Raw genomic sequence first — 15,437 nt, 5'->3', positions numbered from 1 at the left:
AACTTAACTGCCAATAATGCGTAGTAACTGCCCACAGAGCCACGCCATATAAGTACCCAACGCATAGCCAAGTACTGCTAATAATACACCAACAGGTGCTAATGCAGGGTGAAATGCCGATGCCACCACAGGTGCAGAGGCAGCTCCCCCTATATTTGCTTTACTACCTACCGCAACATAAAATACAGGGGCCTTGATGAGTTTAGCGACCAGAAATAGCAAGCCAACATGAATACCCATCCAAATTATACCTATAACTATATATTTTGGTGCTTCAATTATCTTTGCAATATCCATATGCAAGCCTATTGTTGCAATCAAGATATACAAAAAGCTCGCGCCAACCTTAGAAGCCCCAACGGCTTCAAATTGTCTAGCCTTGGTAAACGATAATGCCAATCCTATAGTCGTTACCAAAACGATAATCCAAAATAATTTACTGTGCAGCGAAAACTTTTTCAGCTCTGGGTAATTATCTATAAAAAATGGCACCAGTAAATCAGCTGCAAAATGTGCCACCCCCGTCGCTCCAAACGCCAAAGCCAATAAAATCATCAAATCTCTCAACTCTGGCTTTCGAGCATGTTGGGCTTCAAACTGCTGCACCTTATCAATTAAACGATCAATTGAGCTGGTATCTGCCCCGGTTTTCGCATCAATCTCTTTGTGCCTTGCCGCGAGTAACAATAAGACTGCCATCCACAAATTAGCGACTACAATATCGACGGTGACCATGATGGTAAATATTTCGCCACCAGCGCCGTAAATCTCTTTCATGGCCAGCATGTTCGCCCCACCACCAATCCAGCTTCCAGCCAATGCAGTCATACCCCGCCATAACGCATCAGGCCCTGCCACACCGAGCAAATCAGGCATCACTGTTGCTACAATTAGTAATGCAATGGGCCCACCTATCACAACGCCAACGGTCCCCGTTAAAAACATAATTAACGCTTTTTTACCCAGCCCCATTATCGCTTTGAGGTCGATACTTAAAGTGAGTAATACCAAACAGGCGGGCAATAAGAAGTATTTTGCTACGGTATAAACATCATTATTACTACCATCAACGATACCAAAGGTGTTCAGTAAAGAAGGTAGGAAATAGCACATTAACAGTGCGGGAACATACTTATAAAACTTAGCCCAAAAACCCTGCTTTAAATTAGACGTATAAAAAACAAAACCAAGAATAAGTGCGAGCAAACCCAATATAACTGCATTATTGGTAATTAAAGCGCTTCCTTGTGACATACCGTACCTCTGTATTGTTACTATTAATGTAGTATGTTGTTGTGATCGGCAAGCTCTGAAATTTGATGCTCAATTATTTCAATCGTAGGGTCATCAGGGCATTCATCCACGAAGAACTGTAAATCAGCTTTCGCCATTTTTGGACAGTTTAACTGGTTAAGTAAATAGCCTCTGTCGCGGCGCTCATAGGGATCATCACCTATCAGGTCCATCAACAATTCAACACAGCTCAATGCATGACCAAATTTATCTACTGCAATAAATGCCCACTTTTGCTGTGCTAAATACAACTTGACGGCTTCATCATCTGTAACTATCTCTGTTGGCTCTTCTTCTTGGTCTTTATCTTGTTCGTTCTCTGGTATGATGTACCAAGTTTGTTGACCGCTATTTGGATCGACTAAGTAGCCTTCATCATTGCTTATAGCTACATGCACCATAACCTCGCCTTGGCTCAAAGCAATATTGGCATCAAACTGAGCACGCTTTAGCAAATGACTTAAAACTAATGCCAATGAGGTAGGTGATCCACTTCGCATATTTAAGGTATAGCAAACACTATTGAGTAAATGCTCTGGAATATTCTGATCACTGCCACTGAACAGCCAATCGGTATAAAAAGCATCCAATAATTTATCTAATCGTTGATGTTGTTGTGAATACTGGCTGCAAAGTCTATCTACTGACAACTCAAACTCTGCAAGCTGACAAAAGCTATTTTCTAATTTGGCTTGCGCATCCCAGTGCAACTCAGCTTTGATACATCTTAGCAAAGCATCTTGAAGTATGTACTCTGTACTACCACCTTGTTCTTCGAACCAGATATCAGTCATATATACCGCATTAACTCACATAATCTATAAACGAAGGACTAGTCTATCACTTTTTGTTAAAGACCCAAATAGTGATACTGTGGAGCTTGTGTGAAAAAATTTGTCTCGAATATATTTTTATGAAAATCAAAGATAAAAAAAGCGCATCAAATCATGCGCTTTTATGTATTTAAAACAAGAATTTGAACTATAAAATAAGTGCAGATTTTGTGCCCGCTAAATAACCAATCCCTAACAAAGAAAAAACTACAGCAACCAAAGTACCAACTTGCAAAGTCCGAGTACTTGCCTTCGCACTCACTATACCTAATACAATATATGCAACAACAAGTATGATTTTTTCAATCAACCACGGCTGGTCAATTGGGTTAATTTTGCCTATTGCCAATAACGCGAAGGCCGATATTAACAGTAATGTATCAACACTATGACTGGTGATAAATACACCTTTGTTGGCCGCTATCTTTCCCGTAGCCAAACGAGAAATTGCACGGGTGAAGAACAGTAAAATACTCAAAACAGCAAACAGTACGTGTGTATGCTTTATTGCTATGTAATCCATAAAATCTCTTTTTATTGTGGTTTATCAGGGTAACGCGTCAAAATACCTTCAACATCATCGATATGTGCATTTAATATATCAACTAACTTAGGGTCAAAATGTTTGCCTTTTTGCTTGTTAATTTCCTCCAATGCTTGCTCTTTACCCCAAGATGCTTTGTAACAGCGCTTATGACGTAAAGCATCATACACATCAGCCAAAGCGACTATACGACCATAAATATGAATATCTTCGCCCTTTTTACCTTCAGGGTAGCCACTGCCGTCCCATTTCTCATGATGTTCTTTGGCGATAATTGCTCCAGCATTTACTATCTCACGCCGCGAGCCTTGTAAAATTTTATAGCCCTTTAAAGTATGCGATTTCATTACATCCCATTCTTTGTCATCTAACTTACCGGGCTTATTTAAAATAGCATCGGGTATACCTACTTTACCCACATCATGTAATGGTGATGCCATTCTAAGTAATTCAACATCATGGTGACTCAGTTTACTGTATTTACCAAACAACTCACATAAATAGGCCACACGTTTAACGTGATTCCCTGTTTCTGTAGAGCGTTGCTCTAAGGCTTCGCTTAAACGATAAACAAGTTCTTGTTGAGTACTTTCAATCTCAGCTTGTAATTGTACATTTTCATAAGCTAACTGCACATTTTGTGAAAATATTTTTATAAGATGCTTTTGCGTATCAGTTAAATGCTCTGGGATCCCTGATACAAATAGCATAGAACTATGATTATATTCACTGGAGCAATAAGCAAATAAATAGTTGTTTTTATATACTATGCCTTTATCTTGAAGAGCCTGATTGCAAGCTTCAAGCTGATCAGAAGTAAGTACCTCACTAATTGGTTTGCCTTCACTGCGCTCAAACTCGCCTCGACCGGTAAATACTACCAACTGCCCACTTTGCTTACTACACTGATTACTTGCTACTAACGAGGTAGCATACATTGCTTCATCAACAGTACCTAACAAAGACGTCAGCTGTTGCATTACGCCTTGAATAAAATGCTCGATTGAGTGAGTCGCAAAAATATCTCGCGATGCACAGATTATCTTCTCTAAACCTTGGCGGGATTGTTCGATAGCAAGAATATCACGGTAAGAGCGCAAGCTAGACATCACAACCGTAAATAACTTCTGAGCTGTCAATTCCGTTTTTGACTTATAATCATTGATATCATAATTAACAATAACTTGCCGCTCTGGCGCTTGCCCCGGTTGACCCGTCCTTAAAATAATTCGAATATGGTTGTTTTTTGCTTCTTCACGAATAAATTTAGCAACCTGCAAACCTGCATCATCGGTTTCCATTACCACATCAAGTAATACAATGGCAGCATCGGGGTGCTCTTTGATTACTTTTCGTGCTTCTTCTCCAGAATACGCACTTAAAAACTCTAATCGCTTTTTTTGAAATTCAAAATCACTCAGCGCAAGTTTAGTCACTGCATGGACTTCAGGTTCATCGTCAACGATGATCACTTTCCACTTACCGCTGCTTTCCGGCTCAATGACTTCGTTCGGTTCATCAGAAAACAAAAAATCATCCATATAGAGATCCTTTAAGTGCACATCAATTTAATTATTATGGGGACTTCCCTAGCCATTGAGCTAGAGTTACACGATCACAGCCTGCCATATCTTTAATTGTAAGTATATTGCTATACGCCATTTGTGCAAAATACTGCTGCAATTTAACAGCTTGCCTATATCCATGTTCAATTAACAAATAACCGCCATGATTTAGGTGTTCAGTACCTTGAGCAATAATCGTTTTAATGTCAGCCATCCCTTCATCATCAGCCACAAGCGCAGTAAGCGGTTCAAACCTTACATCTCCTTGAGACAAATGGTGATCATCACTCTCTATGTACGGTGGGTTACTCACAATCAGATCAAACTTTTCATTAGTTACAGCCTGATACCAATTACTTTGTTTTATATAGACATTATTTAAACCGAGTTTTTGCTGATTTCGTTTTGCAAGGGCAACAGCATCCACTGAGTAGTCCAAAGCACTTATCTGCCAGTTCGGGTGCTCAGATGCAAGGGCTAATGCAATTGCGCCTGTTCCGGTGCCCAAGTCGAGCACTTTTGCTACTGATGGTAAGGTAAGCGTCAATGCATGTTCGACTAAAGTTTCAGTGTCTGGACGAGGAATTAAGGTACTTGCATTAACCTCTAAAGGGAGACTCCAAAACTCCCTTTCTCCAACAATGTGTGCAACGGGTTCACCTGCTTGTCGCCTTGCTATCAACGCTTCAAAATGTTCTTGCTGTGACTCGTTAAGTGACGCATCAGGCCAAGCAAATAAGTAACTGCGTGGCTTATCGAGACTGTGTAGCAATAAAACCTCACTATCTAGCTTCGGACTTGGTGAGGTTTTATTGAGTATTTTTGTTGCCCAAGCAACAGCCTCAGCAACATTAAATAATGACACGATTAATCGTCACCCATCGCCGCGAGTAAGTCAGCCTGATGTTCAAGCAATAATGGATCAATAATTGCTCCTAGCTCGCCTGCCACCACTTCATTCAAGCGATATAAAGTCAAATTGATACGGTGGTCTGTAATACGCCCTTGTGGGTAGTTGTAAGTACGAATACGTTCTGAGCGATCGCCACTACCTACCAGATTCCGACGTTCTGATGCTTCTGCAGCTTGGCGTTTTTCATCTTCGGCTTGTTGCAAACGTGCGCCTAAAACGGATAGAGCTTTGGCACGGTTTTTATGCTGTGAACGCTCATCCTGACACTCAACCACAACCCCTGTTGGGATGTGAGTTATACGAATAGCAGAGTCTGTTTTATTGACGTGCTGGCCACCAGCACCTGATGCTCTAAATGTATCAACTTTTAAATCTGCAGAATTAATTTGAATTGCTTCAGCTTCAGGGATTTCCGCCATTACTGCAACCGTACATGCTGAAGTATGTACACGGCCCTGAGATTCAGTTTCAGGTACTCGCTGAACTCGGTGCGCACCAGATTCAAATTTTAGCTTTCCGTAAACACCATCACCACTGATATTTGCTATCACTTCTTTATAGCCACCGTGTTCACCTTCATTGGTGCTGACTACTTCTACCTTCCACTTTTGAGTTTCAGCATAACGGCTGTACATGCGAAATAAGTCTCCAGCAAAAATAGCCGCTTCATCGCCACCCGTACCGGCACGGACCTCAAGAAACACGTTGTTGCTGTCTTTTGGATCTTTAGGTAGCATTAATACCTGCAAGTCATCTTCTAACTGCACTATCGCCGCTTTTGCTTCTTTATACTCTTCTTGGGCCATTTCGCGCATATCAGGGTCTGAGTCTTTTAGCATTTCTTCTGATGTTGCTACATCCTCTTGAGCTTGTTGATAGGCAGCAAACGTTTTTACAACATCTTCAAGTTCTGAATACTCTTTTGATAGTGTACGAAAACGGTTCTGATCACCAATTACTTCTGGATCACTTAGCATTGCTTGCACTTCTTCATAGCGCTCAGCTAAGGTCTCTAATTTACGATATACGGACTCTTTCATTAACGTATTATTCCTGCTCAATTCCTAATGTTTGTTTAAGTTGTGCTAACTGCTCAAAATCTCCCAACTTAGCGGCTTGTTGAATCGCTTTTGTCGGGGCGTGAGTTAAACGGTTAGTTAATTTATTAGCCAACTCTAGCAACACCTTTTCTGAAGGCTTGCCTGATTCTAGTTGGTTGAGTGCTTTTTCAACCAACTCTGTTTTAATTTGCTGGGCACTGTCTCTGTATTGAACAATTACATCAACAGATTTTAACGAGCGTTGCCATTGGGCAAACTCTCGCGTTCTCTGTTCTATAATAGCTTGTGCTTGACGTGCTGCTTGTTCTCGGCTTGCCATATTTTCGCTAACAATGGCTTGCAAGTCATCCACTGAATACAAATAAGCGGCATCTAACTCACTTACTTGGCTTTCAATATCGCGCGGTACTGCAATATCAACAAACAACATTGGCTTATGGCGACGCTGTTTAAGTGCCTGTTCAACCACCCCTTTACCGATAATTGGCAACGTACTGGCGGTTGACGAGATCACAATATCTGCTTTGTGTAATTCTTCTGGCAATTGCGCAAGAGATATCACTTGGCCTTGCACTTCACTTGCTAAGCCTTGAGCTCGTTCAATGGTTCTGTTAGCGACAGTGATAGACTTAGGGTGATGCTGATACAAATGCCTTGCCACGAGTTCAACCGTTTCACCGGCACCAATAAGTAACACCCGGGTTTTATCTAACTGACCGTATATATGCTTGGCCAAATTAACGGCTGCATATGCCACAGAAACCGCGCTTGCGCCAATCTCAGTCTCAGTGCGCACCTGTTTGGCAACAGAAAATGTTTTTTGAAACAACCGCTCAAAAGTTGGCTTTATTACATGATGCTGTTTGGCACTATTATAAGCTTGCTTAATTTGGCCTAAAATTTGTGGCTCGCCGAGCACCAATGAGTCAAGCCCACAAGCTACACGCATCAAGTGATTTATAGCATCTTGATTGTGATGGACATACACATTATCGCTCAATTGCGATTCATCTACATTATGAAAACATGCAAGCCACTGAAGAAGCACTTGGGAATTCTCATGCTCAAGGCTACAATAGATTTCGGTACGATTACAGGTTGATACAATCACGCTTTCTTTGAACTGGGCTTGTTGCGCAAGTTCAATAAGAGCTTGAGATAATTGCTCAGGTGAAAAAGCGACTTTTTCGCGCAATTCTACTGATGCAGTTTTATGATTTATACCTAGTGCTATGATAGTCATAGATGCCAGAATTGCCCGCGCCCTATTTTAAAGTTGGCAATTTTACCAAAAATCAATCGAATATGGAAAGTAAGGAACATCATTTGACACGATTTCACTTGATTTTGCTCATGTTTTTTTTATTTATTACTGGATGTGCGCAGAAAATCACGCCTCCACAGCCACAAACTAGTGATTGGAGAGCCTCATTAAAGGAACAAACAAGCTGGCAAGCAAATGGTAAATTAGCTTTTATCAGTGATACACAACGCCAATCTGCAAATTTTAATTGGCAATACAATAATAATAAGCAGCAGCTTATCCTGACGAGTTTCATTGGCACACGCATATTATCGCTTACAGAATTAGCACAACACAGTGAACTGCAGCATGACGGCAAGACCTATGTTGACGCCGACAGTCAACAATTAGTAAAACGTCTCACTGGCTTAGATTTGCCTATCGCTCAAGCACCTACTTGGCTTACAGGTATGGTAGATAACCCAAATAACCAATATGATACACAAGGGCGTTTAAGCGAAAGTACTTGGATTGATCAACAAGGCCAGCTATGGCAAGCTCAATATCAACAATTCTCACTTGTAGATGGCATGTGGCTACCCACTCGTATGAATCTATCCCATAAAACCTTACGAATAAAAGTTCAGCTCAATTCATGGCAGTTTTAATATGACCACTTTAACGCTTATGGCACCAGCCAAACTTAATTTATTTTTACATATCAATGCAAAAAGAGCTGACGGTTATCACGAACTCGAAACGCTATTCACCTTTTTAGAGTTTGGTGATGAGTTGACTTTTCGCCTTAATGAACAAGATTGCATCAATATAATCGGCGATACAGCCGATATTCCTTTAGAAGATAACTTAATCTATAAAGCAATTAGGGCGCTGCAACCTTATAAACAAATTCAAAAAGGTATCAGCGTCACATTAACCAAAAACTTGCCTATGGGGGGAGGTGTTGGCGGTGGTTCATCAGATGCAGCAACAACATTATTAGCGATTAATCAATTATGGCAATGTAATTTAAGCAATCAAAAATTGGCTCAAATTGGCCTAAAATTAGGTGCTGACGTGCCTGTTTTTATCAATGGAAAAACCGCTTTAGCGCAGGGTGTTGGTGAAAATTTAATGCCCGTAACCCTAGAGAAACGTTGGTTTTGTGTGGTATTTCCAAATGTCCATGTTAGTACTAAAAAGGTATTTACTCACCCTGACTTACCTAGGGACACAAAGAAGCTTACAACTGACTGGAAACTGTCAAATACCCGCAATGATTGTGAGACTTTGGTTAAAAAGCTCTACCCCGAGGTTGAAAAGACCCTAGGGTGGTTGCTAAAATACGGGCCGTCTCGTATGACGGGAACCGGAGCGTGTTGTTTTGTTGAATTTGATTCAGCAGCTGCAGCACAGCGTGTGCTCAGTTCATTACCGTCATGCTGGCAAGGGTTTATAGCCCCAAGTTCCAATATATCAGTTGCGCATATGCAACTAGATAATTGGCTTAAAATGTAGAAGTAAATTGTTTAAGTTAGCCTGTTTTGACTCTGTCATTGCATGTTAGTCCAAAAATTCAGTGCCTGAGGAACCCTACCGTGCCTGACATGAAGCTCTTCGCTGGTAACGCAACACCTGAGTTAGCTCAAAAAGTTGCAAAACGTTTATTCATTGAATTAGGTGATGCTGTTGTTGGTCGTTTTAGTGACGGCGAGATCAGCGTACAAATCAATGAAAACGTACGCGGATCGGATGTTTTCATTATCCAGTCAACTTGTGCCCCAACAAACGATAATCTTATGGAGCTTATCGTTATGGTCGACGCATTACGTCGTGCCTCTGCGGGTCGTATTACCGCTGTTATCCCTTATTTTGGTTATGCTCGTCAGGACCGCCGTGTGCGCTCTGCCCGTGTTCCAATCACTGCTAAGGTTGTTGCTGACTTCCTATCTAGCGTTGGTGTTGACCGTGTTTTAACGGTTGATCTTCACGCTGAACAAATCCAAGGATTTTTTGACGTTCCTGTTGATAACGTATTTGGTAGCCCGGTACTGTTAGATGACATGAAAGAACGTGAATTTGAAGATGTTGTTGTCGTATCGCCGGATATTGGTGGTGTAGTACGTGCCCGTGCCATTGCGAAGTTACTTGATGACACCGACCTTGCTATTATTGATAAACGTCGTCCACAAGCAAATGTGTCACAAGTTATGCATATTATTGGTGATGTTGCAGGTCGTGACTGTATTATCGTAGATGACATGATTGATACCGGTGGTACGCTTTGTAAAGCCGCTGAAGCACTTAAAGAGCACGGAGCAAAACGCGTATTCGCTTATGCTACCCACCCTGTACTCTCAGGTGCAGCAGCTGAAAACTTACGTAACTCTGTGATTGATGAAGTTATTGTTACCGACTCAATTCCATTGTCAGATGAGTTACGTGCTTTAGACAATATCAAAGTACTTACGCTTGCTGATATGCTAGCTGAAACTATTCGTCGTATTAGTAACGAAGAGTCTATTTCAGCGATGTTCCAACACTAATTACAGTGTGACTACATCGATGTAAAACGCAAAAAGCACCCCAGGGTGCTTTTTTTGTGGTTCTATGTTTTCTTTATTCACTGGCAATGGTATAGTAGCGCGCCTTTTTAGGTAGGGTGTTTGGTCGCGAGCACCTTAAACATTAATTAAATTTTTGGAAACATTATGTCTAACGAATTATATACATTGAATGCAGAAGTACGTGCTGACTTGGGTACGGGTGCGAGCCGCCGCCTACGTCGTGCAGACAAAGTGCCAGCAATCTTATACGGTGCTGATAAAGAAGCATTAGCGCTTACTCTAGAGCACAACAAAGTAATAAAAGCACAGGAAGATGAAGGTTTCTACAGCCACATCCTTACGCTTAACATTGCTGGCGAGTCTGTTGAAGCAATCTTAAAAGACATTCAACGTCACCCATTTAAGCCTAAAGTTACTCACTTAGACTTCCAACGTGTAGATGCTAACCATAAGATCCACACTAAAGTACCAGTTCACTTCTTAAACGAAGAAGCTGCAACTAAAGGCGGTAACACTGTTGCTCACCTAGTTACTGAAATCGACGTAACATGTTTACCAGCAGCACTACCTGAGTTCATCGAAATCGATATAGCTGCAATGGAAGTAGGTGCAACTATTCACCTTTCTGACATCACTCTTCCAGCTGGTGTTGCATCAGTTGAACTTGGTAAAGGTGAAGGCCACGACCAAGCTGTTGTTACTTTAAATGCACCTAAGGGTTCTGCATCAGAAGAAGCAACTGACGAAGACGCTGCTGAATAATAATTGAGGTGTAAGCACCTTGAGCAATATTCAAATGCTTGTGGGCCTGGCTAATCCAGGCCCCGAATATCAAAACACACGTCACAATGCTGGTGAATGGTTCATTCTCGAGCTCGCCAAACGCTACAACTGCCAATTAAAACCAGATGCCAAACATCATGGCCTAACTGGTAAAATACTCATCAATAATCAAGAATTTAAACTTTTGATCCCAACTACTTATATGAACTTAAGTGGTAAAGCGGTGAGTAGCCTAGCTAATTTTTATAAAATACCGGTAGAGCATATTCTTGTTGCACATGATGAGATGGATTTAGAACCGGGAATTGCTAAGTTGAAAAAAGGCGGTGGTCATGGTGGCCATAACGGCTTAAAAGACATTATCGCCAAAATGGCTAACAGCAAAGAATTCATGCGTTTACGTATTGGTATTGGTCACCCGGGCCACAAAGATAAAGTAACTGGCTGGGTACTAGGAAAAGCACCTAAAGAAGACCAAGAGAAAATTGAAGCTGCAGTTGATGAAGCAGTTCGTTGCATGGAAATTTTAGCAAAAGACGGTGTGTTAAAAGCACAAAACAGACTACATTCATTTAAGCCGTGATCAAAAAATATATCGCGTTTATCTGAGTTAAAATAGGGTTCAAAACTATGGGTTTTAAATGTGGCATTGTTGGTTTACCTAACGTTGGTAAATCTACCCTTTTCAATGCATTAACTAAAGCGGGTATCGAAGCCGCAAACTTTCCATTTTGTACTATCGAGCCAAATACTGGCGTGGTACCTGTTCCAGATAACCGCCTTGAGCAACTCGCAGAAATTGTTAGTCCACAGCGTATTTTACCAACTACGATGGAGTTCGTTGATATTGCAGGTCTGGTTAAAGGTGCATCAAAAGGTGAAGGCCTTGGTAACCAGTTTTTAGCTAATATTCGTGAAACTGATGCGATTGGCCATGTAGTCCGTTGCTTTGAAAATGAAAATATCGTACACGTCGCAGGCACTATCGACCCAGCTGATGATATTGATGTTATCAACACTGAGCTTGTTTTAGCAGATATGGATGCCGCAGACCGTGCTGTGCAAAGAAATGCAAAAAAAGCTAAAGGTGGCGATAAAGAAGCCAAGTTCCAAAATGAGGTGCTTGAAAAAGTAAAAGCTCATTTAGACGAAGGCCTTACACTGCGCTCATTACAATTGGAAAAAGAAGAAAAAGAAGCAATCAAGAGCTTAAACTTCTTAACTATCAAACCAACAATGTACATCGCTAACGTAAATGAAGATGGCTTTGAAAACAACCCATTCTTAGATAAAGTTCGTGAAATAGCTGCATCTGAAGATGCAGTTGTCATTCCTGTATGTGCCGCTATCGAAGCAGAACTGTCAGAACTTGATGACGAAGATAAGCTTGAATTTATGGAAGACTTAGGACTTGAAGAGCCAGGCCTAAACCTAGTGATCCGTGGCGGTTATGAGTTATTGAAGCTACAAACCTATTTTACCGCAGGCGTTAAAGAAGTTCGTGCATGGACCATTCCTGTAGGTGCAACAGCACCGCAAGCGGCTGGTAAAATTCACACTGACTTTGAACGTGGCTTTATTCGTGCTCAAACCATTGCTTTTGATGACTATATTCAATATCGTGGAGAAAATGGTGCCAAAGATGCGGGTAAATTCCGCCAAGAAGGTAAAGATTACATCGTAAAAGATGGTGATGTTTTAAACTTCTTATTTAATGTTTAAAACCACATTAAATTATAAAAGGGCCTAATAGCCCTTTTTTATTAAATTGATTAAAATAGCAACTAGCAATGACATTAACGTGACCAATTCGGCTATTTAATCCGCAAACAAACCGCCAAGAGCAGTTTTTTGTAAAAAAGGTATTGACGTGTTTGGGCCATATCAGCATAATACGCCCCGCATCAGCGATGATGAGTAATAAAAATAGATGGCTATGTAGCTCAGCTGGTTAGAGCACATCACTCATAATGATGGGGTCCCCTGTTCAAATCAGGGCATAGCCACCATGTTTTTATTTACTACCAAACTCATTGGTTTAGCTTTTGTGATTTAATGCGGGGGTGGCGGAATTGGTAGACGCGCTGGATTTAGGTTCCAGTATCTTCGGGTGTGAGAGTTCAAGTCTCTCCCTCCGCACCAACTTCTAATTTAGAAGTTGGAGTAATTGTTGGAGTATAGCCAAGCGGTAAGGCAGCGGGTTTTGATCCCGCCATTCTCAGGTTCAAATCCTGATACTCCAGCCAATGGCTATGTAGCTCAGCTGGTTAGAGCACATCACTCATAATGATGGGGTCCCCTGTTCAAATCAGGGCATAGCCACCATTTACTCCCACTAAAGTGCAATAGTGGTTAAACAGCACAACCTCCTGTGCGAGGTGGCGGAATTGGCCAGATGTCGAGTTAGACGCTGGATTTAGATTCCTCTAAATATGCACAACCCCTGTGCGGGGGTGGCGGAATTGGCCGGATGTCGAATTAGACGCTGGATTTAGGTTCCACTTAATAAGCACAACCTCCTGTGCGGGGGTGGCGGAATTGGTAGACGCGCTGGATTTAGGTTCCAGTATCTTCGGGTGTGAGAGTTCAAGTCTCTCCCTCCGCACCATCTTTTAAAGATGTAAAACTATAAATATGAAAACATTGATTGTTGGAGTATAGCCAAGCGGTAAGGCAGCGGGTTTTGATCCCGCCATTCTCAGGTTCAAATCCTGATACTCCAGCCACTCTTTCTACCAGTAAGAGTGCAATATCAAAGCTTGTAGCTTAACTACTATGTGTAACCTCCTTTATAGGAGATATACACAACCTCCTGTGCGAGGATAGCGGAATTGGCCGGATGTCGAATTAGACGCTGGATTTAGGTTCCACTTAATAAGCACAACCTCCTGTGCGGGGGTGGCGGAATTGGTAGACGCGCTGGATTTAGGTTCCAGTATCTTCGGGTGTGAGAGTTCAAGTCTCTCCCTCCGCACCATCTCTTAAAGATGTAAAAAATTAAGGCTTAGATATTTGTTGGAGTATAGCCAAGCGGTAAGGCAGCGGGTTTTGATCCCGCCATTCTCAGGTTCAAATCCTGATACTCCAGCCACTCTTTCTATAGTTAAGAATCCAATAACCTAAATGTTTTCCACGCTTGTGGAATTAGTAAATGTATTAGTTTAAGAGCTAAACTCTTTCTCTACGCATCATATAAAAACTTTTTCAACTTTTTCAACTTTTTCAACTTTCTCTTCTCTACCCTATTTTTAATTTTAAATCATCCAAATCTCTTCTTTAATTAACTTGTTTCATACATTCGCTATATTAAAATAAACTACTTTTAGCGAACTAAATAACTCATAAACTGCGTTTAATACCATATATGGTATAAGTTTACTCATTTAGGATAAAGCCTCACACAAAACGGACCTAAGTCCGCTTGATGTGCTCTCATACAAATATGAATCACCACCCCATTGCATGCTGAAGTACTTTTCGCTTTAAAGGCCCGGCTTGATCTGCCAACTTTAATACACTGTTACGCAAAAACTTTAACGGCGCTAAATCATTGGAAAAACCAAAATAACAAGCATCCATCATACTCATCATGGCTAAATTATCACCGCGACGCTGATTCTCATATGTCTTAAGTGCCCTAGCGTTGCCTATATCATCTAAGCCATCTAAGCATTCAGCCAGTGCAGCAACATCTTTAAAGCCAAGATTAACTCCCTGTCCGGCCAAAGGATTAATCGTATGCGCAGCATCCCCTATGAGTACTAAGCGACCTTGACTGTATTGATTGGCATGTTGTCGAGCTAAAGGAAAAACAGCTTTTTGTTCAATCGTAAAGTCACCAGGTAATGCAAAGAAATGCGTTAAAATCTGCTCTTTCAATTGTTGGTTTGACAAACTCGCCAAACTAGCCAGCTCGGCAGCATCTTGATACCAAATCAAGTTTGCGTAAGGTGCCTGCATGGGTAAAAATGCAATTGGGCCTGAAGGCTTAAATTGCTGCCACGTTTTATATTGTTGTGGCGCATCCAACTTAATTAATATTCCCATGCAAGCTTGATTATATTGCCAGCCAGTTACACCAACATTGGCTAAGTTACGTACGTTTGAGCGCCCACCGTCTGCCGCTATCAGTAAATCAGCCTGATAATGGTGAGCGTCATAATGCAGGGTAATAGAATCTAAATTTTGCTCTAATGCCTTCGGTGGCATGCTTACCTGCTCTACTTTTACGTCATACTCTGTAAACTGAGCCCACAAGCTGGCCTGAATCAATTTATTTTCAATTAAGTGCCCTAGGTGAGTTTGTGAAATATCAGCGGCATCAAATAGCAGTGTATTATTTGGATGCTCATAGGCTTCAAGTTGCTGATAAGGTGCTAAACGTGATTGTCGCAGTTTAGGCATTGCCCCTAACTCTTCTAGCAGCACTTCTGAAAAACGGTTAATCGCAGAGATACGAATATCAACTTGCTCATTACTGAGCTCATGTTGTGCATCAATAAGGTGCTTTTCTAACACGGTAACCTGTGCACCTTGACGTGCTAGCTTTATCGCTGCGGCGGCACCAACCATACCACCACCTACTATCACTACCTTGTTTTTCATTAAACTTTGCCTTACATGCCTGAAGATATT

14 protein-coding genes and 8 tRNA genes are annotated in these 15,437 nt (G+C 41.4%); 14 read left to right on the top strand and 8 right to left on the bottom strand.

Translation table 11 applies throughout. The features are described 5' to 3' along the window. Positions 1–3: 3 nt before the first annotated feature. The 7 genes from OCI93_RS00880 to hemA all read right to left on the bottom strand — a co-directional run bounded on the left by OCI93_RS00880 (position 4) and on the right by hemA (position 7,452). The gene (locus OCI93_RS00880) at positions 4–1,254 is read right to left on the bottom strand and encodes a DUF819 family protein (protein ID WP_261595126.1); all 1,251 of its coding nucleotides are present in this window, start codon (positions 1,252–1,254) and stop codon (positions 4–6) included. A 23-nt stretch (positions 1,255–1,277) separates the two neighbouring features. Further along, on the bottom strand, positions 1,278–2,087 hold the full coding sequence (locus OCI93_RS00875; RefSeq protein ID WP_261595127.1) for a tetratricopeptide repeat protein: 810 nt from the start codon (positions 2,085–2,087) through the stop codon (positions 1,278–1,280). 187 nt (positions 2,088–2,274) lie between these two features. Next, positions 2,275–2,649: a SirB2 family protein gene (locus OCI93_RS00870; RefSeq protein WP_261595128.1), complete on the bottom strand. Its 375-nt coding sequence runs from the start codon at positions 2,647–2,649 to the stop codon at positions 2,275–2,277. 11 nt (positions 2,650–2,660) lie between these two features. After that, entirely contained in the window at positions 2,661–4,211 is a 1,551-nt protein-coding gene (locus OCI93_RS00865; RefSeq protein ID WP_261595129.1) for a response regulator, read from the bottom strand. Positions 4,212–4,245: 34 nt separating this feature from the next. Further along, positions 4,246–5,100: a peptide chain release factor N(5)-glutamine methyltransferase gene (gene prmC, locus OCI93_RS00860; RefSeq protein ID WP_261595130.1), complete on the bottom strand. Its 855-nt coding sequence runs from the start codon at positions 5,098–5,100 to the stop codon at positions 4,246–4,248. A 2-nt stretch (positions 5,101–5,102) separates the two neighbouring features. Next, positions 5,103–6,188 (bottom strand): peptide chain release factor 1, encoded by a 1,086-nt coding sequence (gene prfA / locus OCI93_RS00855; RefSeq protein WP_261595131.1) that lies wholly within the window; start codon positions 6,186–6,188, stop codon positions 5,103–5,105. A gap of 7 nt (positions 6,189–6,195) precedes the next feature. Then, positions 6,196–7,452 (bottom strand): glutamyl-tRNA reductase, encoded by a 1,257-nt coding sequence (hemA, locus tag OCI93_RS00850; RefSeq protein WP_261595132.1) that lies wholly within the window; start codon positions 7,450–7,452, stop codon positions 6,196–6,198. Positions 7,453–7,535: 83 nt separating this feature from the next. On the opposite strand from hemA, the gene lolB reads away from it, so the two are divergent. The 14 genes from lolB to OCI93_RS00780 all read left to right on the top strand — a co-directional run bounded on the left by lolB (position 7,536) and on the right by OCI93_RS00780 (position 13,893). Next, positions 7,536–8,120, top strand: a complete 585-nt coding sequence (lolB, locus tag OCI93_RS00845; protein ID WP_261625564.1) for a lipoprotein insertase outer membrane protein LolB — start codon at positions 7,536–7,538, stop codon at positions 8,118–8,120. Position 8,121: 1 nt separating this feature from the next. Continuing rightward, on the top strand, positions 8,122–8,970 hold the full coding sequence (gene ispE, locus OCI93_RS00840) for a 4-(cytidine 5'-diphospho)-2-C-methyl-D-erythritol kinase (protein WP_261595134.1): 849 nt from the start codon (positions 8,122–8,124) through the stop codon (positions 8,968–8,970). 80 nt (positions 8,971–9,050) lie between these two features. Beyond that, entirely contained in the window at positions 9,051–9,998 is a 948-nt protein-coding gene (locus OCI93_RS00835; RefSeq protein WP_261595135.1) for a ribose-phosphate pyrophosphokinase, read from the top strand. 165 nt (positions 9,999–10,163) lie between these two features. Further along, the gene (locus tag OCI93_RS00830) at positions 10,164–10,781 is read left to right on the top strand and encodes a 50S ribosomal protein L25/general stress protein Ctc (protein ID WP_261595136.1); all 618 of its coding nucleotides are present in this window, start codon (positions 10,164–10,166) and stop codon (positions 10,779–10,781) included. A 19-nt stretch (positions 10,782–10,800) separates the two neighbouring features. Further along, the gene (pth, locus tag OCI93_RS00825) at positions 10,801–11,385 is read left to right on the top strand and encodes an aminoacyl-tRNA hydrolase (protein ID WP_261595137.1); all 585 of its coding nucleotides are present in this window, start codon (positions 10,801–10,803) and stop codon (positions 11,383–11,385) included. Between the two features lie 47 nt (positions 11,386–11,432). Beyond that, a complete protein-coding gene (gene ychF / locus OCI93_RS00820; RefSeq protein WP_261595138.1) occupies positions 11,433–12,524 on the top strand; it encodes a redox-regulated ATPase YchF in 1,092 nt (363 codons plus the stop codon). Positions 12,525–12,734: 210 nt separating this feature from the next. After that, positions 12,735–12,811: transfer RNA gene (locus tag OCI93_RS00815), tRNA-Met, on the top strand. A 48-nt stretch (positions 12,812–12,859) separates the two neighbouring features. Beyond that, a tRNA-Leu gene (locus OCI93_RS00810) sits at positions 12,860–12,944 on the top strand. A 29-nt stretch (positions 12,945–12,973) separates the two neighbouring features. Continuing rightward, positions 12,974–13,048, top strand: a tRNA-Gln gene (locus OCI93_RS00805). Positions 13,049–13,050: 2 nt separating this feature from the next. Continuing rightward, positions 13,051–13,127: transfer RNA gene (locus OCI93_RS00800), tRNA-Met, on the top strand. A 198-nt stretch (positions 13,128–13,325) separates the two neighbouring features. After that, positions 13,326–13,410, top strand: a tRNA-Leu gene (locus OCI93_RS00795). A gap of 43 nt (positions 13,411–13,453) precedes the next feature. Next, positions 13,454–13,528, top strand: a tRNA-Gln gene (locus OCI93_RS00790). Positions 13,529–13,694: 166 nt separating this feature from the next. Continuing rightward, positions 13,695–13,779 (top strand) — tRNA-Leu (locus OCI93_RS00785). Positions 13,780–13,818: 39 nt separating this feature from the next. Further along, positions 13,819–13,893 (top strand) — tRNA-Gln (locus OCI93_RS00780). A 356-nt stretch (positions 13,894–14,249) separates the two neighbouring features. Here the strand turns inward: OCI93_RS00780 and OCI93_RS00775 are convergent. Then, the gene (locus OCI93_RS00775; RefSeq protein ID WP_261625563.1) at positions 14,250–15,407 is read right to left on the bottom strand and encodes an FAD-dependent oxidoreductase; all 1,158 of its coding nucleotides are present in this window, start codon (positions 15,405–15,407) and stop codon (positions 14,250–14,252) included. Positions 15,408–15,437 lie beyond the last annotated feature (30 nt).

Origin of the sequence: Pseudoalteromonas holothuriae (assembly GCF_945859825.1) — a bacterium.
Classification (GTDB): Bacteria; Pseudomonadota; Gammaproteobacteria; order Enterobacterales; family Alteromonadaceae; genus Pseudoalteromonas; species Pseudoalteromonas holothuriae.
Note: the sequence above shows the minus strand (reverse complement) of the source record. Positions and strands in the feature narration are given on the sequence as shown.

What these genes read in the sequence shown, in the direction of transcription:
- OCI93_RS00880 (WP_261595126.1), bottom strand. Translation starts at nt 1,254, where the DNA reads ATGTCACAAGGAAGCGCTTTAATTACCAATAATGCAGTTATATTGGGT.
- OCI93_RS00875 (WP_261595127.1), bottom strand. Translation starts at nt 2,087, where the DNA reads ATGACTGATATCTGGTTCGAAGAACAAGGTGGTAGTACAGAGTACATA.
- OCI93_RS00870 (WP_261595128.1), bottom strand. Translation starts at nt 2,649, where the DNA reads ATGGATTACATAGCAATAAAGCATACACACGTACTGTTTGCTGTTTTG.
- OCI93_RS00865 (WP_261595129.1), bottom strand. Translation starts at nt 4,211, where the DNA reads ATGGATGATTTTTTGTTTTCTGATGAACCGAACGAAGTCATTGAGCCG.
- prfA (WP_261595131.1), bottom strand. Translation starts at nt 6,188, where the DNA reads ATGAAAGAGTCCGTATATCGTAAATTAGAGACCTTAGCTGAGCGCTAT.
- hemA (WP_261595132.1), bottom strand. Translation starts at nt 7,452, where the DNA reads ATGACTATCATAGCACTAGGTATAAATCATAAAACTGCATCAGTAGAA.
- ispE (WP_261595134.1), top strand. Translation starts at nt 8,122, where the DNA reads ATGACCACTTTAACGCTTATGGCACCAGCCAAACTTAATTTATTTTTA.
- OCI93_RS00830 (WP_261595136.1), top strand. Translation starts at nt 10,164, where the DNA reads ATGTCTAACGAATTATATACATTGAATGCAGAAGTACGTGCTGACTTG.
- ychF (WP_261595138.1), top strand. Translation starts at nt 11,433, where the DNA reads ATGGGTTTTAAATGTGGCATTGTTGGTTTACCTAACGTTGGTAAATCT.
- OCI93_RS00775 (WP_261625563.1), bottom strand. Translation starts at nt 15,407, where the DNA reads ATGAAAAACAAGGTAGTGATAGTAGGTGGTGGTATGGTTGGTGCCGCC.